This is a genomic window from Pseudomonas tritici (assembly GCF_014268275.3).
Classification (GTDB): domain Bacteria; phylum Pseudomonadota; class Gammaproteobacteria; order Pseudomonadales; family Pseudomonadaceae; genus Aquipseudomonas; species Aquipseudomonas tritici.
This window is the reverse complement of sequence record NZ_CP077084.1, coordinates 4,836,171-4,855,591: the sequence shown is the minus strand read 5'-3', so window position 1 is coordinate 4,855,591 and position 19,421 is coordinate 4,836,171. Positions and strand designations below refer to the sequence as shown.

At 56.4% G+C, this 19,421-nt stretch carries 22 protein-coding genes; 7 read left to right on the top strand and 15 right to left on the bottom strand.

All coding sequences use genetic code 11. From position 1 onward, the window contains the following. Position 1 precedes the first annotated feature (1 nt). The 4 genes from HU722_RS21975 to HU722_RS21960 all read right to left on the bottom strand — a co-directional run bounded on the left by HU722_RS21975 (position 2) and on the right by HU722_RS21960 (position 2,860). Entirely contained in the window at positions 2-682 is a 681-nt protein-coding gene (locus HU722_RS21975) for an SOS response-associated peptidase family protein (protein ID WP_186754496.1), read from the bottom strand. 25 nt (positions 683-707) lie between these two features. Then, positions 708-1,046, bottom strand: a complete 339-nt coding sequence (locus HU722_RS21970) for a hypothetical protein (RefSeq protein ID WP_186754499.1) — start codon at positions 1,044-1,046, stop codon at positions 708-710. Between the two features lie 1,139 nt (positions 1,047-2,185). Further along, complete coding sequence (locus HU722_RS21965) at positions 2,186-2,476, bottom strand: hypothetical protein (RefSeq protein ID WP_186754501.1); 291 nt, start codon at positions 2,474-2,476, stop codon at positions 2,186-2,188. A 150-nt stretch (positions 2,477-2,626) separates the two neighbouring features. Beyond that, a complete protein-coding gene (locus HU722_RS21960) occupies positions 2,627-2,860 on the bottom strand; it encodes a hypothetical protein (RefSeq protein ID WP_186754502.1) in 234 nt (77 codons plus the stop codon). 657 nt (positions 2,861-3,517) lie between these two features. Between HU722_RS21960 and HU722_RS21955 the strand changes: the two genes are divergently transcribed. The 3 genes from HU722_RS21955 to HU722_RS21945 all read left to right on the top strand — a co-directional run bounded on the left by HU722_RS21955 (position 3,518) and on the right by HU722_RS21945 (position 7,255). Continuing rightward, positions 3,518-4,027, top strand: a complete 510-nt coding sequence (locus HU722_RS21955; RefSeq protein WP_065882287.1) for a hypothetical protein — start codon at positions 3,518-3,520, stop codon at positions 4,025-4,027. A 113-nt stretch (positions 4,028-4,140) separates the two neighbouring features. Continuing rightward, positions 4,141-4,590 carry an SMI1/KNR4 family protein gene (locus HU722_RS21950; RefSeq protein WP_065882289.1) on the top strand — a complete coding sequence of 150 codons (450 nt, stop codon included), beginning with the start codon at positions 4,141-4,143 and terminating at the stop codon, positions 4,588-4,590. A gap of 1,600 nt (positions 4,591-6,190) precedes the next feature. Beyond that, positions 6,191-7,255, top strand: coding sequence for a 2,3-butanediol dehydrogenase (locus tag HU722_RS21945; protein WP_225930709.1), 1,065 nt, complete (start codon positions 6,191-6,193; stop codon positions 7,253-7,255). Positions 7,256-7,344: 89 nt separating this feature from the next. Here HU722_RS21945 and HU722_RS21940 read toward each other — a convergent pair whose 3' ends face one another. The 3 genes from HU722_RS21940 to HU722_RS21930 all read right to left on the bottom strand — a co-directional run bounded on the left by HU722_RS21940 (position 7,345) and on the right by HU722_RS21930 (position 9,594). Next, complete coding sequence (locus tag HU722_RS21940) at positions 7,345-7,680, bottom strand: hypothetical protein (protein ID WP_065881300.1); 336 nt, start codon at positions 7,678-7,680, stop codon at positions 7,345-7,347. 200 nt (positions 7,681-7,880) lie between these two features. After that, on the bottom strand, positions 7,881-8,921 hold the full coding sequence (locus tag HU722_RS21935; RefSeq protein ID WP_065881298.1) for a DMT family transporter: 1,041 nt from the start codon (positions 8,919-8,921) through the stop codon (positions 7,881-7,883). 40 nt (positions 8,922-8,961) lie between these two features. Then, the gene (locus HU722_RS21930) at positions 8,962-9,594 is read right to left on the bottom strand and encodes a hypothetical protein (protein WP_065873918.1); all 633 of its coding nucleotides are present in this window, start codon (positions 9,592-9,594) and stop codon (positions 8,962-8,964) included. A 156-nt stretch (positions 9,595-9,750) separates the two neighbouring features. Between HU722_RS21930 and HU722_RS21925 the strand changes: the two genes are divergently transcribed. Next, a complete protein-coding gene (locus HU722_RS21925; protein WP_065873917.1) occupies positions 9,751-10,119 on the top strand; it encodes a hypothetical protein in 369 nt (122 codons plus the stop codon). Positions 10,120-10,400: 281 nt separating this feature from the next. On the opposite strand, the gene HU722_RS21920 is transcribed toward HU722_RS21925, so the two are convergent. Together HU722_RS21920 and HU722_RS21915 are read right to left on the bottom strand one after the other, a co-directional pair. Then, the gene (locus HU722_RS21920; protein WP_065873916.1) at positions 10,401-10,979 is read right to left on the bottom strand and encodes a DUF4337 domain-containing protein; all 579 of its coding nucleotides are present in this window, start codon (positions 10,977-10,979) and stop codon (positions 10,401-10,403) included. 54 nt (positions 10,980-11,033) lie between these two features. Beyond that, entirely contained in the window at positions 11,034-11,399 is a 366-nt protein-coding gene (locus HU722_RS21915; protein ID WP_065873915.1) for a DUF2784 domain-containing protein, read from the bottom strand. A 108-nt stretch (positions 11,400-11,507) separates the two neighbouring features. Between HU722_RS21915 and HU722_RS21910 the strand changes: the two genes are divergently transcribed. Further along, the gene (locus HU722_RS21910) at positions 11,508-12,197 is read left to right on the top strand and encodes an HAD-IA family hydrolase (RefSeq protein ID WP_065873914.1); all 690 of its coding nucleotides are present in this window, start codon (positions 11,508-11,510) and stop codon (positions 12,195-12,197) included. A 149-nt stretch (positions 12,198-12,346) separates the two neighbouring features. Here the strand turns inward: HU722_RS21910 and HU722_RS21905 are convergent, their stop codons facing one another. After that, entirely contained in the window at positions 12,347-13,093 is a 747-nt protein-coding gene (locus tag HU722_RS21905; RefSeq protein ID WP_065889831.1) for a 3-oxoacyl-ACP reductase family protein, read from the bottom strand. Positions 13,094-13,218: 125 nt separating this feature from the next. Between HU722_RS21905 and HU722_RS21900 the strand changes: the two genes are divergently transcribed. After that, on the top strand, positions 13,219-14,142 hold the full coding sequence (locus HU722_RS21900) for a LysR family transcriptional regulator (protein WP_065889830.1): 924 nt from the start codon (positions 13,219-13,221) through the stop codon (positions 14,140-14,142). A 104-nt stretch (positions 14,143-14,246) separates the two neighbouring features. Here the strand turns inward: HU722_RS21900 and HU722_RS21895 are convergent, their stop codons facing one another. The 3 genes from HU722_RS21895 to HU722_RS21885 all read right to left on the bottom strand — a co-directional run bounded on the left by HU722_RS21895 (position 14,247) and on the right by HU722_RS21885 (position 17,719). After that, positions 14,247-14,975: an aspartate/glutamate racemase family protein gene (locus HU722_RS21895; RefSeq protein ID WP_065873911.1), complete on the bottom strand. Its 729-nt coding sequence runs from the start codon at positions 14,973-14,975 to the stop codon at positions 14,247-14,249. A gap of 13 nt (positions 14,976-14,988) precedes the next feature. Then, positions 14,989-16,515, bottom strand: a complete 1,527-nt coding sequence (locus tag HU722_RS21890; protein ID WP_065889828.1) for an NCS1 family nucleobase:cation symporter-1 — start codon at positions 16,513-16,515, stop codon at positions 14,989-14,991. A 469-nt stretch (positions 16,516-16,984) separates the two neighbouring features. Beyond that, a complete protein-coding gene (locus HU722_RS21885) occupies positions 16,985-17,719 on the bottom strand; it encodes a phosphoadenylyl-sulfate reductase (protein ID WP_065873909.1) in 735 nt (244 codons plus the stop codon). A gap of 153 nt (positions 17,720-17,872) precedes the next feature. Here HU722_RS21885 and thrH point away from each other — a divergent pair, with 153 nt between their 5' ends. Then, positions 17,873-18,490: a bifunctional phosphoserine phosphatase/homoserine phosphotransferase ThrH gene (gene thrH, locus HU722_RS21880; RefSeq protein WP_049711978.1), complete on the top strand. Its 618-nt coding sequence runs from the start codon at positions 17,873-17,875 to the stop codon at positions 18,488-18,490. A gap of 201 nt (positions 18,491-18,691) precedes the next feature. Here the strand turns inward: thrH and HU722_RS21875 are convergent, their stop codons facing one another. Beyond that, complete coding sequence (locus HU722_RS21875) at positions 18,692-19,048, bottom strand: helix-turn-helix domain-containing protein (protein ID WP_065881286.1); 357 nt, start codon at positions 19,046-19,048, stop codon at positions 18,692-18,694. Then, positions 19,048-19,350 (bottom strand): type II toxin-antitoxin system HigB family toxin, encoded by a 303-nt coding sequence (locus HU722_RS21870; protein WP_065873908.1) that lies wholly within the window; start codon positions 19,348-19,350, stop codon positions 19,048-19,050. The genes HU722_RS21875 and HU722_RS21870 overlap by 1 nt, the downstream gene beginning before the upstream one ends. Between the last annotated feature and the right edge of the window lie 71 nt (positions 19,351-19,421).

Sequence of the window (19,421 nt, the reverse complement as noted above, 5' to 3'; positions counted from 1 at the left end):
TCTAGGGCACTGGCTCAATCAAACAGGCGTCCTTATTCCTCACGTTGCCCACGGCGGTGCTGACCTTGAACCATTCAAAGGCCTCGGCCGGCTCGCCCTGGTGCAACACCATCTGCTCGGCACGCTCTTTAAGCGTTGCCGGGTCCAGCCATTCGCGGGCAAGATCCGGCGTCAGTACCACGGGCCTTCGGTCGTGAATGTCCACCATGCCACCGGCACTGTCGGCGGTGATGATCACAAAGCCGTCATGCTCGCCTGGGCCTTCATCGGCGTCTGGTAATTGGCCGATGGCGGCGCACAGGATCGGCGCGCCGTCCCGCCTGCGGATCAGGTAGGGCTGTTTCTTCGGTCCACCTTCATCCACCCATTCAAACCAATTGTCGATAGGCGTGATCGCACGGTGCGGCCAGATCGCCCGGAAGAATGGACCGTGGGCGACCTTCTCGACGCGTGCGTTGATCGGTGCGGCGCGGTCTTTCGCCCAATGCGGTCGCCACCCCCAGCGAACTGGATCAGCATGCAGCAGTTCACCTTGCAGGTGCAGCAATGCCACCTGGGTCGTCGGAGCAACGTTGTACCGCTCGATAGGTTGGTCACCCACCGAGTTTCCCAGGGCGTTGGGCATGCTCAGCGCCGCAACGAAGTCGTGGATTCCCCTGTACTGCGACAGCCTTCCGCACATAGCCAAGCCCTCCTTCCATTTGATCTTAGACAATCGTGGTTGGTCGAGGTCTCATCTCGTTGACGATTCGCTTCAGGCCTTCGGCTTCACGCTGACTGACCCTCAGTGACGTCGTCAGGGTGTCGATCTGCTTGCGCATCTCAGCCGCTTCGCCGCCTCTCTGACGGAGGTATCCAGCGAACTCGGCGTTCTTCGCCTGGGTAGCCAGCAGCATCTGACTGATTCCGAAGACATCCTCCCGCGCTTTGCGCAGTTGCACATTCAGGTCCCGGATCTCGTTCTCCAGGAGGCGGCAGTGCTGCCGGTACATTTGCAATGGGGTAGGGAGGCCAAGCCAGCCGAGGGTGTCTTCATCGTTATTCATGGGGGCGAATCCAGTACTGTATGTGCATACAGTAGATGAGGTTTGCCCATGACGCGATTTGTGGCGACGAACTGTAGGGGGAGGGAGCGTTGGATCAGAAAAAGTAAGCAGGGATAGATGAAAATTTGCTCTTCAACAGCATGAAAAAACCCAGTTCAACATAGCATTTGAAGGGTGTCACGGCAAGCCAAAGCGGCTCCTCGGCCCAATAAACACGGGGTTTCTGGGCTGCGTGGTTCGCCCCCAGGGAGTTGCCGACAATGTGGAGATTTGGCGTGCCACAAGTCGGGCTACAGGCGTGCCACAGCGGGGCAGTGACGTGCTTCTCAGGCCGGCGCGCGCCGTCGTCCCCCCACCTCGCCTGCGGGCTAAATGGGTCGTTTTTTCTGCGCCCCTGCGGACCTCTCTCGGCGGCTTCGGCTGGGCGTCTGGTTGGCGTTTTGGGAGGGGGGGGAACCTGCGGAACCCTGCGAAGGTAGGGGGATTGCTGAAGGGGGTTGGTGATGCTTGTAGGTGTTTTCAGGAAAGGCGTCGGAAAAGAGTAATTAGGAAATATGGTGGTAGGCAAACGCCTGGAAGCCCCGAATTCATTGGGGTTCGTGAATTACTTAAATAAGTTATTTTTAGTAATTCATGAAGTAATATTTTATTAATATGCTGATTTTAAAGGGTTTTATCTTCTTTTGATATTACCTTTCATAGAAGTAATTATATAACCTATTTATTACTTAGATATTACCTTTCTGCTTCACCCTCAAAGCCTTAGAAATCAAGGGTTATAGCCGATTCAGTAGCTGAAATTGCTTGTCTTACCTTTTTCCGATGTCGAACCCAAAAAAACGCAACCGCTATACACGCGGCGCCTGCGCGCGCTTCTTTATGCACTCGTAATGATCATGCGCGAACGCTTTCTCGCACATCGCTGTCACCGCTAAGATGTGCTTGTCAGTGGTGTCGGGATGGGATCGACAAGAGCCTTGAGCCAGAGCGTCAGCGTGGTGATAGGTACCGCCCGATAGAAGTGATGATTTACGGGGGGAAGTGGTACACAGTTTCAGATTCGTTCACCGCTCCACACGAAATCCGCGCGACCCTCAACCAGGCGCGCAGTGCTTCTTCGTGAATTCCGTTGTGAATGATTAACCGTGCCTCCTGACTCGATCGGTAAAGTCGCTTACCTGCGTGGGCGTCAGGCAATTCAACTTACCGAATGTCACCAAGTGCTGGATCATGGCTTCTTGACTGCCGGGTTCCTTGGCGACCATGCGCCGGCAGGTCTTCTCCAGGATCAAGCGCGCCATATGCGGGTTCTCAATCATCGTGGCATCGAAGGCCAGCGCGATGGCGGTGGCCAGCTCGCCCAGATCCGGGTCCTTGCGCTGCAGCGCCCTTAGCGCATTCATCTGCCGTGCGGTGATGGGTAGCGACACGTCTCTCGTCCTTAGCGGTTATGGCCTGCGGGAATGGTAGACCAGACCCCTGGTATCCACCAAACGCAAAAAAGCCCGCCGGAGCGAGCCTTGGTGTGGGGGGCCATTGAACATAGGGCGCGTTATGTCGATTCAGGCAATGCGAAAATCTTACAAGTTCGCAATTTCAAAGAGACGCTTTTCAAGCGCCACTTTGCTCAGGATTCGTAGGTTATCAGCGTCGAGTCCGGAAATTGTCTCTTCTTCATGAAGATTCAATATCAACTCACGCGTGAGAATCTCACAATCCCGTGCTTCAAATGCGGTGGCTGCGTGCGCAATCCCGGCGAGTGAATGAGCAGACCGGCTCTCTGCGGGATGACTTTTGTTACTGGCGCCAAACATGACTTCCTACCCAAGCTTTCAAACAGTTGAAGACGGGGCATACGAAGTGGCCCCCTTCTGTAACGAGTAGTGGGTTTAGCACTAAGTTCACAGAGAAAGCAATTGCCCCCTATCTGGCGACCCAAAAGCGCACCAAAAAGAAGCACCAGTCCCATGGTGGTCCTATGGGGCTATTTTTTTGGACGTAAAAACCCAAAAAAACCCGACTTTCTCTAGGAAAATCATGGATTTGCGTTTTCTGAATTTGGCGGTGAAAGAGAGATTTGAACCCACATAACACCAGACGCCCACCGCTTCCCATTCAGCATCCGCGCAGTGACTGCTTTTGGCCGATTGCCGCCTGTCGTGAGTAACATGGCGTCACTGCTTGGAAGTAGTACTGGTACAAAAGTGGTACGCGGCTTTCAGGTCGGCTCTGTAGAGCAAGGAATACGTGGCCTACAGGATTAGTAATTCCAATCCATCACCGAAAAGGCTGATGTTTTTCGCTCGTGACCGGCAGCAGTCGGCCAAACGCGGCCGCTCGATATTTTTTTAATTCATGAGGGCCGCTATTTCTCCAGCAAATTTTCGCGCATGAGCTTTAATTAAGGCTGACACGGGCTGAAAAAAAGCATTTGGGGCTTCCTTTTGAAATTCACGCAACTGAGAGGGCGCATGGACGAAGTAGTCAAATTTTCACTGCCTGTGGTCTTGGCGATCCTTGCCTGGTGGCTAAAGCTATCTCGGGAGCAAAGCACAGTTGGTCGAGCTATCTACTCGGAGATCATGGCGCTAACGGAGATAACGAGACATCGGCACTTTTTGCAAGATTTGAGAGTGCGCGCAGAATTTTATCGCAGCGACCCGTCCAAGCCAGCCGAGGAATACCGTATATCAGTGGCAGACCATTACTGCAGGGTTTACGCCGGGAACATTCAAAACATCGGTTGCTTGGATGCGGAACAAGCAGCCCTCATTGTCAGGTTCTATCAGCTTGCAGATAGTGTTGTGAGAGACGTTTCGCAGGGCGGGCAATTGTACCAGGGCACCAATGATCCATGTGCTTATGAGGAGAACGCTTTGCTTCTTGAACAAGCCATGCAGGTTGCCGAGAATCTCAAAATGCTGCGAGAGCGACAGTCTAACGAGCCCTGGTATCTCCGCTGTTGGAAAGCAGTCACATGATTGCTGCATCGTAAACAGGACGAATCTCCCCCGATTTCCTATCCGCTGCATAAGTTAAAGTGCAGGGCATGTGAGAATATTGGCAATGGCGCGTAAAAAACGGCGGGTTTGGTATGTCAAGCTTAGAGATGGTAAAGAGTCGATTTGAGTCGTTGAATGGCATTCGCACAGTGGATCCGGATTTTATTGAAAAGCTCGAGCATGAGTTGAAAATATCACTTCCAGATAGTTTCAAATTGGTTGGGGAATTTTTCGATGGAAGTGGTATTTATGTTTTACCGCTGCACCAGATCGGTTGGGAATCCCCAACTAACGTTCTTGATGAAACGAAGCGTTTGAGAAGCAGTGGCCGACTTTTATCAAACTATCTTGTGTTGGGGGAGCCTGCTGAAGGTTTGATCGTGATGGACTGCAATTCCCAATTGGGGCAAGTGCTCTGGTGTGATGCGATTGATGTTAATCGTATTGGTAAAGAAGCACTGATGACAGCACCTGAAGTATGGGGCTCCTACTTGGATTTTGTTGAGTACTTGGTTTCGGAGGAAGAGTCTGATCGACTGTAAGCAGCGCGTTAAGGCGTGCTCGACGTCGACCCATCTTCTGCTCGGGAGAAACCAGGTTCTTGATCAATTCACAGGATGCATCGGAGTCGTAACTCTATACCGTGCGGGCCTTCAGTCAATCATGTCGGCAATTCTAACCGTCCCTAAACTTCGTACAAAACCTAAACCGAGGTCCGTCAGGAAATGAATACCGCTGTTTTGATAGACACCATTGAGGGGCCACCTCTGGCCGCTATCTGCCTGATGCCTATTGCGGCTAGTCAGGTCGGAAGTATGGGCAGAATGGGGTCCAGTGGTACATAAATGGTACGAGATAAAGATGAATCAGCTGTAGGTCTTTGTTTTAAAGGCTCTTTGGTTCAGTAGTTCCAATCCATCATGGGGGCGACGGAGAAGCGGCGCGAGAGGGATCGCGGTGGAGCTAGGTCTGAGGGCATTGGGATCTGGGACGGATAATGCGAAGGGTTGGCGGTAGGAAGGGGTCAGAGGGGGCTGTGTCTTGATCGTACAACACGAAACTCAGTGTTAAATAAATCTGTCCCCTTTTTCCATGCCCCGAGGGGGGCTTTTTCCGAAAGGTCTGGATGCGTGGCTGTGCAGGTAGAGGGGGGTATTTCAAAAAGAGTAATTTCAGTTACCACGTCTGGGCAATGGGCTGGAGGCCGCGTAACCCGCGGGGTTCGGTATTACAAAAAGGAGTAACAGAGAAGTAATTGAAAAGGTAATTTTTTGCTAAAATGTTGTTTTTAAAGGGTTTTTATAAAAAAGAGAATTACATTTATAAAGAGTAATCAGATTACTTCAATGTTACTTAAAAATTACTTTTTGGTCGAAACAAAAAACCATTTAATTTCAATGGCTTGAGCGTAAAAAATGGTCAAGATTACTTATGTTACTCTTTTTTTTGCCCCCCTCTAGATCTCGAATCCCAGCCCCCTATACGTGTGATGCGCACGCGTACTGAGGTACCTGCTGATGCTCGTGGGAATGGCGTGGGAATGCGTTTGCGCAACTAGCACCGCTGGAGCCCTTGTATTCCGGGGCTTCGGCCGCGAGATTGAGGGTGCGGGTACTTTCGAATCTCTCCTTCACCGCCACATTCGAAACGACAAGACCCCTGAAAACGTAAAAGTTTTCAGGGGTTTTGTGTTTTCAGGGGGCCAAAAAAGCCCATTTGGGAATATCCATGGGAACACGGGCTGCTGGAGTGGCCGTCTTCATTGATCCCAACTTGCTTCATTCCTCGGGCCTGGCGCTGAGACGCAACGTCTCACGTTCTCGTGGCTACCTCGTGCGCCCTGACCTGCAGCGTCTCATCTGAACCCGACTCCCGCCATCCTTGAGTACCCATCCCACCGCTCTAACAAAGGGTTATCCAGGTGTTTTTGCGGATCTGGCACCCACCTTGCTCTAGCTCCAGCACCCAGCCCGACTGGTCAACCAATAATAAAAAGAAGTGCCCGATGTCCTGCTCAATCGACTGGTTTTGGCCGCTGTGCAATAGCACTGAGGCCCCTGCCGGCGGACGGTTGCGGGGCGCCAGGACCAACCGTCTCAAGGAGATGTCGCGATGACCCTTTCGATCAAACCGCAACGCAGCATGCGTGCCGCTGTCTGGCACGGCCGCAACGATATTCGCGTCGAGGACGTTCCGCTGCCGATTTCTCCGCCTGCTGGTTGGGTGCAGATCCGGGTGCAATGGTGCGGGATTTGCGGGTCCGATTTGCATGAGTACGTGGCGGGGCCGGTGTTCATACCGGTTGACGCTCCGCACCCGCTGACCGGGATTAAGGGCCAGTGCATTCTCGGTCATGAGTTTTGTGGCGAGATCGTCGAACTCGGTGACGGCGTGCAGGGCTTCAGTGTCGGCGAGCCGGTGGCGGCCGATGCGTGCCAACATTGCGGCACGTGCTACTACTGCACTCACGGGCTGTACAACATTTGCGAGAACCTGGCGTTCACTGGGTTGATGAACAATGGTGCCTTCGCCGAACTGGTCAATGTGCCAGCCAACCTGCTGTACAAGTTGCCGGCGAACTTTCCGGCTGAAGCAGGGGCACTGATCGAGCCGCTGGCGGTGGGCATGCACGCGGTGAAAAAAGCCGGAAGCCTGCTCGGGCAACACGTGGTGGTGGTCGGTGCCGGCACCATTGGCCTGTGTACCATCATGTGTGCCAAGGCGGCGGGTGCGGCTCAGGTGATCGCTCTGGAAATGTCCGCAGCGCGCAAGGCCAAGGCCCTGGAAGTGGGGGCGACGCATGTGCTCGATCCCAACCAATGCGACGTTCTGGCTGAGGTACGACGCTTGACGGGTGGGCTCGGGGCGGATGTCAGTTTCGAATGCATCGGTAACAAACACACGGCCAAGCTCGCGATCGATTTGATCCGCAAGGCCGGCAAGTGCGTACTGGTGGGGATTTTCGAGGAGCCCAGCGAGTTCAACTTTTTCGAGTTGGTGGCCACGGAAAAGCAGGTACTGGGGGCACTGGCCTACAACGGTGAGTTCGCTGACGTGATCGCTTTTATCGCGGATGGCCGGCTCGACATCACGCCGCTGGTGACTGGGCGCATTCAGTTGGAACAGATCGTGGGTCAGGGCTTCGAGGAACTGGTCAACAACAAGGAGCACAACGTGAAAATCATCGTGTCACCCGCTCGAGTCTGAAACGAGTGATGGGCGGCCTAATGCATTAAATCCACATTCAAAAAACCAAAACACCGGGCAATGCCCGGTGTTTTTTTATGCGTGCCGCTTTACTGTGCGGTTTTCAGCTTGACCACATCACCCGAAATCTTGGTGGTGTAACCGCTCAGCACCCACGCCCAAAACCATTTTTCCTGGATCTGAGTGTTGATCAGCGCATCGCCGCCTTTTGCCTTGATGGCAGCATCCTGGGCGCGAACGAAACGGCTGTTCTGGCCGATCGGGATGATGCCGAACAGCATGATGCCAGTGGCGCTGGCTTCGCTGTGACCCAGCACGGTGTATTGGCTGCTGTCGTATTGCGGGGATTTGATGGCGGTGCCGGTGCAACCTGCGAGGGCGAGACCAAGAACGGCTGCGGCAACTGCTTTACTGACGTACTTCACGGTGTAACTCCATGGACGAAATATCGAGATCCAATTCTCGAGGGGGCGCTACTCTAATTGCTCGGGCAACATATTGAAATCAATCGCCTGAAGATTTCATGTTCCGATACCTGCCTGTCATCGGGAAAACAGTCAGGAGAACAATGTGAAAGTCATCGTTTCACCCGCTCGACTTACGGCCTCCGTGACAAACCCAAACCTTAATGCCTATGCCGATGATGCACATCCGGAAAGTGCGCATGGCTGTGCTTCATCGGAGTGTGCACATGTACATGGCTATGCGGCATCGTGGGATCCCACTCAAACCCATGTTCATGCTGATGGTGCTCATCATGCACATGCCGATGCCCATGTTCCGTGGCCTCATGCTGATGATCGTGCGAGTGCCGCTCCGTCAGGTGCAGCCACACGCCAACGGCCATCAGCGCCGACGCAATCCAGAATGCCGCCGACACCGACTCACCCAACACCAGCAACGCAATCACTGCACCCAGGAACGGCGCCGTGGAGAAATAAGCCCCCGTACGCGCACTGCCCAGACCGCGTAGCGCCAGCACAAACATAACCAGGCTGATGCCGTAGCCCAGGAGCCCAACCAGCAAGATAGGCGCGAGCTGCGCCGCACCTGGAATCTGTGCCCCCAGATAAAGCGCGAGGCTGCAGTTCACCAGTCCAGCAACCAACCCTTTGGCGCCCGCGATAAATAGCGCGTCAGACGCGGACACCTTGCGCGTCAGGTTGTTATCAATCCCCCAGCACAGGCACGCAACGGCAACCGCAAACGGCCCCGTCCAATCGTGGTCCGTGCCGCCGCCGTCGGACCATGACAACACCACGCCGCCCAACACAATGGCGATCATCCCCAGGACGATACGTCGATCCGCGTTTTCCCTGAACACGAGCCAGGCGATAACGGCGGTCAGCACCGATTCAAGGTTGAGCATCAAGGAGGCGGTCGCTCCGGCAGTGCGTGTCAGGCCAAACATCAACGCAACCGGCCCGAGGATGCCGCCAAACCCAATGGCACCCAGCAACCAGGGCCACTCCGAGGACGTCAGCCCGGAAGGTTTCCAGCCGCGATCACGGATAAGGCGTAAGGCGGCGAGTCCTAGGCCGCTGCCGAGGTATAGCAACCCTGCGAGCAGGATGGGAGAGAGGCCCAGGCCGAGGCTTTTGGCGAGTGGGGTGCTGGCGCCGAAAAGGGCAGCTGCCGCAAGTGCGTAAACAATGCTGAGGTTCATGGGGCGTCTCCGAAAGTCAGGCCCATGGTACGCCGCTCGTTCAGGGTGTCCCTTGCGTGTTCAATAACGGCCCCACCGACCCAAACGGATAGCTGCCCATCCCAATCCGCAACGGTGCTATCGGGCTCGCCGCCGCACCCATCAGCAGTACGTTGTCGATAACAATAGTTTCTCCCGGCGCCCGGTTATCCGCCGCGACAATCAGGTAGTAAGTGCCGCTGTTTTTCACCGTGCCCTTCAACACCTGGCTGATGACTCCCACTATGCCGGTCGCATTGCCAAAGCCTTCCGCCTGCACATTGCCCTGGTCGTCCATCAGGATCAAATAAGGGTTCAGGGCGTATTTGCTGAACCCCAGGCACGCATTGACGCACCAGGAGTTAACGTCGATATGGAAGGGTGTGTCTTTGGTTAAGGCTACGCTGAACAATCGATAGTTCGAGGGTATCCCGTTGATCAGGATGCGCGGCTCGGCGGCGGTGATTTTCCACTGGGGCGGCCGCCAGCCTGGGTCGACCGGCATGGGCACCGCATGGGTGTTATGCATGGCCTCGGCGGGCGTTTGCGCTAACGGCGTGGTGCTGTTTTTGACTTGCTCTTCAAACAGTGTCGCCGGGTTGCTTGCACAGGCGGTGATCAACAAACAGCAGAGTGATAAAAACAGCATCCGCATGAGTACTTCCTTGTAGATAGATGGATAAACGGGACGGATTTGTTTGAGGTTTTACTCTATCGCGGTGTGATGGCAAAGGGCTTACAAATGCTGGTCATGAATTCTAAGACTTGTTAAGGTCGCCGCCTTTCCAACACGCCATTCAGAGGGATCTAAATGCATCCGGTGCTTCGCAAGACATTCGGCGGGCTTTCTGCCCAGTACTACATTCGCAATTTTCTGTTCGGGCTGATTTTTCCCGTGCTGATCTATACCGCGCTTACCCACTCGAAAACCGGAGTGTTCACAATGGGGGCTCTGTTTTATTGCGTGGTCAACAGCGTGCTTTACCCCTACGCACGCTTCGTTTACGAAAGCATCATGGATTACATCTTTGGCAACAACGTGTTCTTCGTGAATGCGATTCTGATGCTGACCGTCAAGGTGTTCACCATGGCGATCTGCTGGAGCATGGCTATTTTCATTGCGCCGGTTGGGCTGGCTTACTTGTACTTCCACCACAGCAGTGCGGCGAATCGGGCCTGATTCAGCCCTGCGCAAGGCAGTAGATCTGGTAGCTGGCCAGACTGCGATTACGGTGTGACAGTCAACTATGATGTTGAGTGATGGTCCGTCATCGCAACATAGGTATCTACACATCTTTAGCCATCCCCGGCGTAGCAGCTGTCGAGCCCCGGCGAGGCTGCGTCAGCGGTGTGTCAGACAGGCCGCAAACGCAGCCTCGCTGGGGCTCGACAGCTGCTACGCACCATCAATACCTATGGTCATCGCAGGCAAGCCAGCGCCTACCTTTGGCCTGCGCTATGTCAGATATGCAGCCACGCCAGGCTGCCCAGCACCACGGCTACGCCACCGGCCGTATACGACAGGCGTTTAAGCCATTCCTTACGCGTCAACAAGGTAATCGCCGCCAACGAAATCGCGATCTGAATCGCAGTCATCGCCTGGGCCCAGCGATGATGCTGGTGCAGCGCCTGCTCTGACTTCTCATCCCATTCCTTTGACGTGGCTTCAAGCTTTTCGGCCTGCTTGCGCACGTCTTCCTTCTGGCCCTTGTAGCGCTCGATCTCTTCCTTGTAATGCACGGCGTCCACACCTGGAATGTGCGTGGCGAGTTCAGCGAGGTTTTGTCGGCTGGATTTGGCCTGGTAGTAATTCCACTGGTTGGCGGCTTCGGTCTTGAAGATGGCGGCGTTGTTTTTGTCCATCGCCGCTTCGCTTTCGGTGGAGCCGGCCTGGTAGCTGAGCATGGCGCCAAGGGTGGCCATGAGGGCGGTCATCACGGCGATGCGACTGGCGAAATTGTCCCCGCGGCCGTGGGCATGTTCGGTGGTGTGTTCGATGTGTTTTTCGTGGGGGCTGGGGACTTCGAAGGCTTCGGACATGGCGGCGTCTGTGAAGGGAATGAGGGCGTCTGATTCTTCACCAGCGAAGCTGTCTCAAGCCTGTACGTAACGCCGGATCAACCGCGCATACACCGCGATATTGATCATCAGCACCAGCGCGCCCAGCCCCAACTGGATCTGTGGGGTCAGCCCGGCGGGGTAGATGAGTGTGAGGATGTAATGCTCGATGAACCCACCGCCATAACCGTCCTGCCCGGCGAGATGACGAAACAGGTTTTCCCAACGGGTTAATGGGCAAGGCAGGTGAAACACCTCGACGGCCACGCCCCATGCAGCAGCGGGCAAGTGCAACCACATCACACTACGCCACTTAAGCGCGAGCAGGCCTCCGAACAGAACAAAGAGGATAAAGCACAGGTGAAACAGCACCAGGCTGTCGGCGGCTAGGCGGTAGAGCATCGCGGACACTTCGAAAGGGGAGGTGGATAGTCTAAAGGGTTGCTAGCTGACAAGCGTGGCCGTTATTGTGCTGAATCCTTTTAGTCCTTCCTCCAGGGTTCTGTAGTGATGAATGCACCGCGTAGCGCAGTCGGTCCGATCAAGGCCGTGATTTTCGATATGGACGGGTTGTTGCTGGACACTGAAGGCATCTACACCGAAGTCACGCAGATCATCGCCGAACGCTACGGCCGTACCTACGACTGGAGCATCAAGCAGCACATCATCGGGCGTGGCGCTCAGGATTTGGCCGACTACGTGGTCAAGGCGCTGGATTTGCCGATCACACCGGCCGAGTTTCTCGAGATCCGTGAACCGCTGATGAGCGAGCGCTTCCCCAAGGCCTTGGGCATGCCCGGCGCCGAAGCATTGGTGCGGCATTTGAAGGCACACAATATCCCGATCGCTGTGGGCACCAGTTCGTCGCGCAATTCGTTCGGCCACAAAACCACGTTGCACCGCGAGTGGTTTGGCCTGTTCGACACCATCGTCACCGCTGACGACCCGGAAGTCGGCGCGGCCAAACCTGCGCCGGACATTTTCCTCACCGCCGCCCGCCGCCTGGGCGTCGCGCCCGAGGATTGCCTGGTATTCGAAGATTCGCCCTTCGGCGTGACCGCCGCGAAGGCTGCCCACATGACTGCCATCGCCGTGCCGGATGAAGCCATGGCCGACAGCAAGTACCACCACGCCGACCAGATCATTCGCAAGCTCGCGGATTTCGACCTGGCCGCCTACGGCCTGCCGCCGCTCCCCTGACCAAAACGCGGTCAAAAAAATGTGGGAGCTGGCTTGCCTGCGATAGCGGTGTACCAGTCGATGTATCCAGTGACTGGCACCCTGCTTTCGCGAGCAAGTCGAATCGTCGCACCGCCGCTCCCACATTTGGTTTGCAGTGTTCCAACAATCTAGGCGCTGAAGCCACCATCGATAGTCAAGCTTGCACCGGTGATGTACCCAGCCTCCGGCCCTGCGAGGTAGGCCACAAAGCTGGCAATCTCCTCGACATGCCCATACCTGCCCACCGCCATCAACCCAATCAAGCTCTCGGCAAAATCACTGTTCGCCGGGTTCATATCAGTATCCACCGGCCCAGGCTGCACGTTATTGATGGTAATCCCACGAGGCCCCAGGTCTCGCGCCAACCCTTTGGTCAAACCGACCAGCGCCGCCTTGCTCATTGCATACGGGCCACCCCCGCCAAATGGCATGCGCTCGGCATTGGTGCTGCCAATGTTGATCACCCGGCCACCTTCACCCATGTGCTTGGCGGCTTCCTGGGTCGCGATAAACACACTGCGTACGTTGATGGCCAAGGTCTGGTCAAAATCTTTCAGCTTGAAGTCTTCCAGCGGCGCGATGGCCAGCACGCCGGCGTTGTTCACCAGGATATCCAGGCTCCCGAAGGCTTCGACAGTGGCGTTGACGGCGTTGCGGATCGCGTCGGCATCGGCGCTGTCGGCATGAATCGCCAGGGCTTTGCCGCCTTCGCTGATCACGCTGTTCTGCAATGCTTCGGCCTTGGCGGCCGAGCTGACGTAGGTAAAGGCAACCGCTGCACCCTGTGCGGCGAGGCGCTTGACGATGGCGGCGCCGATGCCGCGGGAACCGCCTTGAATCAAGGCGACTTTACCGCTGAGGTCTTGTGTGGTCATGTCGATCTCCTAGCTGTTCAAGGCGGGATGCCTTGTTGTTGGAACCGAGTATCGACCTCACCCGTCACTGTCGGTAGACCGTGATTGCTATAGTCTGTGTAAACCAAAAGTTTAGAGTGGATGGAATGGAAAGCTTTGGCAGTATCGAATGCTTTGTGCGCAGCGCCGAAGGGGGCAGCTTTGCAGAGGCGGCGCGGCACCTGAGCCTGACCCCTGCAGCGGTAGGTAAAAGCGTTGCCAAGCTGGAAGCGCGTCTCGGTGTGCGTCTGTTCCAGCGCAGCACCCGACGCTTGACCCTGACCGAGGCCGGCAAACTGTTTCTCGAAGAAGTCAGCGGTAGCCTCACCACCATCCAGAACGCCGTGGCCAACCTGGCCAGCGCCGAAGGCCGGCCGGTGGGCACGCTCAAGGTCAGCATGGGCCCGGTGTTCGGTAATCGCTATGTGGTGCCGCTGCTGGGAGCGTTCATGCGGCGCTTTCCGGACATCAGCCCGGACTGGCATTTCGATAACCGCCAGGTTGACCTGATCGGACAAGGCTTTGACGCGGCCATCGGCGGTGGCTTTGAGCTGCCCCAGGGCGTCGTGGCCCGTAAGCTCACGCCCGCGCACCGAGTGTTGGTGGCCTCACCGGATTACCTGTCGCAACGACCGCCGGTAGACACGCCTGAAGACTTGGCACGTTGCACGGGAATCCTGATCCGCTCACCACAAACCGGTCGCATCCGCTCCTGGCAGTTGACCAGCAGTGAAAGAGAGCAACGCCCGTTGGTGCTCAAGCCAAGGATGACCATGAGTGACTCCGAAGCCGCCTGCTGCGCCAGCGCCCAGGGCCTGGGCATTGCCTTGGTGAGTATGCCGATGGCTGTGCCGTTCCTCGACAGTGGCGCTGTGGTGCGAGTATTGCCCGACTGGTATGTCGACGACGGCAACATCTCCATTTACTACGCCGAACACAAACTGCTGCCCGGCAAGACCCGGGCGTTTGTGGACTTCATCATTGAGCAGTTCGCCGAGCAGCAACTGAGCCAGCGATTCAGTGCCATTTGATTGCACTCACACACCGCGTCGCGGCCATCGCAGGCAAGCCAGCTCCCACCTTGAAATGCATTCCCCTGTGGGAGCTGGCTTGCCTGCGATGGCCACACCTCGGTCTACCGGCCGAACTGGCCCGGCCAGCCAATGACCTTCTTCGGCCGCGGCGTCGCATACGTCCTGATCTTCGACGTCGACAACCCCAACCGTACCAAGGACTCAGCAATGGTCACCGCTGCAGTCACGCCATCCACCACCGGCACCCCGGTGCGCTGGCGAATCTGCTCATCCAGCCCGGCCATGCCGCCACACCCCAGGCAGATCACCTCAGCCTTGTCCTCGCGGATGGCCAGTTCGGCCTGACGCACGATAGCCTCCATCGCCGCCAACGGGTCTTCTTCCAGCTCCAGCACCGCCATTCCACTGGCCCGCACCGAGGCGCAACGCTGGTACAGGCCGGCGAGTTTCAGGCGGTCTTCGATCAGCGGCACAGTGCGGTCCAGCGTGGTGACCACCGAATAGGCGTGGCCCAGGAACATCGCGGTGCTGGCGGCGGCTTCGGTGATGTCCACCACCGGCACGTTGAGCAACTCCTGCAAACCTTCGCGGCCGTGTTCGCCGTAGCCGGCCTGGATCACCGCGTCGAACGGCTGGTCGTAGGCCATCACCCGGTCCATCACCGCGATGGCCGCCAGGTAGCTTTCAAAATTGCCCTCTACCGACTCCGCGCCGAAGTAGGGCGTGAGCCCGACGATCTCGGTGCCCGGCGCGGCCACGGCTCGTGCCTGCTGGGCGATGGTTTCAGTGATGGATTCGGTGGTGTTGACGTTGACCACGAGGATACGCATGGAATGTCCTTGATTAGTGACTGACGTTATCGACTGCAATGCTTTCGCCGCTGACATCGGCGTAGAACGGCTGGCGCTTGGCGATCAGCCCATACAGCAGCGCTGCAATACCGGCGCCAAACATCCAGGAAAACGGTGAGACGCTGGCGAAACCGGGCAGCAGGGCCAGGAGAATGGCGATCACTGCCGCAGGAACAAACGCCGCCACCGCACGTAAATTGACCCCGTGGCTGTAGTAATAAACACCACGGGGGTCTTCGCTATACAACTGCGGCACATCCACCTGGCTTTTACGGATCAACCAGTAATCGACCATGATCACCCCGTACAACGGCCCCAGCAGTGCGCCCAAGCCAGACAGGAAATACACGATCACCAGCGGGCTGTTGTAGAGGTTCCACGGCAGGATCAATACGGCCACGGTGGCGCTGATCAACCCGGCGCGACGGAAGTTCAGGTACTTGGGCGCCAGGTTGCTCAGCACAAAGGCGGGCGCGACAAAGTTGGCCATGATGTTCACCGCCACGGTGACGATCAGGAACGCCAGGCAACCCAGTACCAGAAGCACGGTATCAGGGATGGCTGCGATGATCTCGGTCGGGCTTTCGATCACCCGGCCATTGAGCTGGAATTGCCCGCCGCACAGCAGCACCGTGATTGCGGCGAACACCAGGATATTCACCGGCAGGCCCCAGAAGTTGCCGACCTGGATGGTCTTGCGGCATGGCGAGGAGCGGGCGAAGTCGCAGAAGTTGAGAATCAACGTGCCGTAGATCGACAGCCACAGCGCGCCGCCGGCAAAGATATTGCGCCACATCTCGCCACCGCTCAGCGGTTCACGGATCGACCAGGCGATGTTGCCGCCAGTTTGGAAATACATCCAACCGGCCAGTGAAGCCACCGTCAGCAGAATCACCGGCCCGGCGAAGCCTTCATAGCGGCGCACCATTTCCATGCCGTAGGCCAGGATCACCAGCTGCACCAGCCAGATCGCCACAAAACACGCCCAGCCGAGGGAGGACAGACCGAGGATAGAGTTGTGGTCATAGTCGGCAAAGCCTGGATGAATCGCCGTCAGCAATACGCGGAAAACCACGGAGGCCAGGTAGGTCTGGATACCAAACCAGGCAATCGCAATCACCGCGCGGATCAACGCCGGAATCTGTGCGCCATGAATGCCGAAACTGATGCGGCTGATCACCGGAAACGGTACGCCGGTCTTCTGCCCCATATAGCCCGACAAGTTCATGAAGAAGTACACCAGCGCCGCACCGATGCCGAGGGACAACAAGATCTGCCAGCCGCCCAGGCCCAATGCATACAAGCCAATGGCGAACGAATAGTTGGCGATGTTGTGTACGTCGTTGGTCCATAACGCAAAGATGCTGTAGCGCCCCCAACGCCGGCCTTCGACCTTGGTGGGCGCCAGGTCCTTGTTATGCAGGCGCGGGCTGAGTACCAGCGGGCCCGGCCGTGTGGCCTCGGGGTTCAGGGAGGAGGGCGGATCCAGTGCGATGTTATTCGAGAGGCTAGTACGCATTCCGGCAGGCTCCAGCACATCAGCAGTCGGGCCGCGGATGGCAAAGTGTATGTAGGTTTTGTATTTATTGTATACAAAGCGTATTTCACCTTAAGCCACATGCGTGCCAGTTTTCGATCTATGAAAACGGCGGATAATTTCCTTTTTGTAGAATTTTTAAATAACTAGCTGAATTAAAAGCGATATAAATTGACCGTTTGAACAGCTATTTATTTTTCTGTGGGAAAGCGACGGATCGCGATAGGAAAAAGAGGGCGAGTAGAGGTGTTACGTTATGGTGCGGATCAAGGAGGATCGCACACATATATGGCACCGATGGTTACATCTTTGTGTACATTTTAGGGGTCAAAACAAAACAAATGTGGGAGCGGGCTTGCTCGCGAATGCAGTGTATCAGTCACTTATTCGGTGAATGACACACTGCATTCGCGAGCAAGCCCGCTCCCACATTTTCATATCGCGCCAGGCATCAAGCCTTACTGATGATATTCCCCGCATGCAACCCACATTCCTTCTGCGTAGCCTCTTCCCACCACCAACGCCCCTCGCGTTCATGCTGGTTCGGCAACACCGGACGCGTGCAAGGTTCGCAGCCAATGCTGATGAAACCACGCTCATGCAAGCTGTTATACGGCAGCTCCAGCATGCGGATGTAACCCCAAACCTCCTCACTGGTCATTTGCGCCAGCGGGTTGAACTTGTACAAGGTGCGCTCCGGCGTAGAGAACGCCGTGTCGATTTCCAGTGCCGCCACCTGGCTCCGTGTACCCGGGCTCTGGTCGCGGCGCTGGCCGGTGGCCCAGGCATTTACGCCGGAGAGTTTGCGACGCAGCGGCTCGATCTTGCGCACGCCGCAGCATTCGCCATGGCCGTCCTTGTAAAAGCTGAACAGGCCCTTCTCTTTAACGAAGGGCTCCAGCTTGCTCTGGTCCGGTGAAATCAACTCGATGTCGATCTTGTAGAAGTCGCGCACCTGCTCGATAAACCGGTAGGTCTCCGGGTGCAGGCGGCCGGTGTCGAGGCTGAACACCTTGACGTTCTTGTTCAGCTTCCAGGCCATGTCTACCAGCACCACGTCCTCGGCGCCGCTGAAGGAGATCCACAGGTCATCACCGAACTGGCTGAACGCCAGCTTGAGAATGTCCTGCGCAGACTTGTTGGCGTAAGTCGTGGCGAGTTCAACGACGTCGAAGGCTTGGTTCATCAGGACGGTTTCCTACAGGTCAGTGGCGCTGAGCGCTCTATAGGGGAGCGATGGTATCAAAATCCGCCCTGCGTTGCGGCGGCGAGCGTGAGTCGCTAGAGTTCGGCAGTCCTTTTGCCCGCTCAATCAACAACATCTAAATGGGAGTGTCTTGTGGAAATTGCCTGCCTTGACCTGGAAGGGGTACTGGTTCCGGAAATCTGGATCGCCTTCGCCGAAAAAACCGGTATTGAATCCCTGCGGGCCACCACCCGGGACATTCCCGACTACGACGTGCTGATGAAGCAACGCCTGCGCATCCTCGACGAACACGGGCTCAAGCTCGCCGACATCCAGGAAGTGATCGCCACCCTCAAGCCGCTGGACGGCGCTATCGAGTTCGTCAACTGGCTGCGCGAGCGCTTCCAGGTGGTGATCCTGTCAGACACCTTCTACGAGTTCTCCCAGCCGCTGATGCGCCAACTGGGTTTCCCGACCCTGCTCTGCCACCGCCTCATCACCGACGAAACCGACCGCGTGGTGAGTTATCAACTGCGCCAGAAAGACCCCAAGCGCCAGTCGGTATTGGCCTTCAAGAGCCTGTACTACCGCGTGATCGCCGCCGGCGATTCCTACAACGACACCACCATGCTGGGCGAGGCCGACCGTGGGATCTTGTTCCATGCGCCGGAGAACGTGATTCGCGAGTTCCCGCAGTTTCCGGCGGTGCATACGTTTGAGGACTTGAAGAAAGAGTTCATCAAGGCCTCGAATCGGCAGTTGAGCTTGTAGGTCCTTCAGCGCGGCTGATGGCCTCTTCGCAGGCAAGCCAGCTCCCACATTTGAATGATGTGAACCCGATCAAATGTGGGAGCCGGGCTTGCCCGCGATGGGCATAGGTATCTACACATTTTCAATGTGAAATTGCGTAGCAGAGGGCTCCCTCAAGATGTGTGGATACTTATGCCGCGATGAGGCCAGCACGTTCACCGCCTAAACCCCTGCCAGCAAGCTCTCATAAGGAATGCGCAACCCCTCGTGCAAGCGCTTGATCATCGACAAGCTGAGCTTGCGCTTGTGGTTCAACACCTCTGACACCCGCCCACTGGTGCCGATAAAGGGTTCCAGATCGCGGGCGGTCATGCCCAGTTGCTCCATGCGAAATTTGATCGCCTCCACCGGGTCCGAAGGGGGCATTGGATAATGTTCGGCCTCATATTTTTCGATGAGTATTGCGAGGACTTCCAGCTCGTCACCTTCGGGTGAGCCGACTTCCGCTCCCCATATTTGCTCCACACGAGCGAGGGCTGCAGTTAGATCCTCTTGGGAATGAATCGGTTTGATGTTCATCACACGGTCTCCGCGTTGATCTGATCGTACTGCGCGTGAGTTCCTACGAAGCGTATGAACCCAAGCTGTCGCTGATAATCGATCGCCATGATTACTCGGTACTTGTTGCCACCGACGTTGAAGACAACCCTGCCACTTTTAAGAATGCTTGCTGTTCTAAGCTCTGCTTTGAGCGCTTGCGGCGTTGGGTACGTTGCTTTCTCCATATGGCGATACAGCTCGACCAGGGGTGTTTTTGCGTCGGAATAGGCGCAGTGGCTTTCCCAAAATATGCGTAGGGTGGAGAGAGCGATTATCCGCATCGCTGAAACCTCCCAATTTGGGAGATGATAGGTGCGGTTGGTTTGAGATGCAATCTCGGAAATAATTTCTG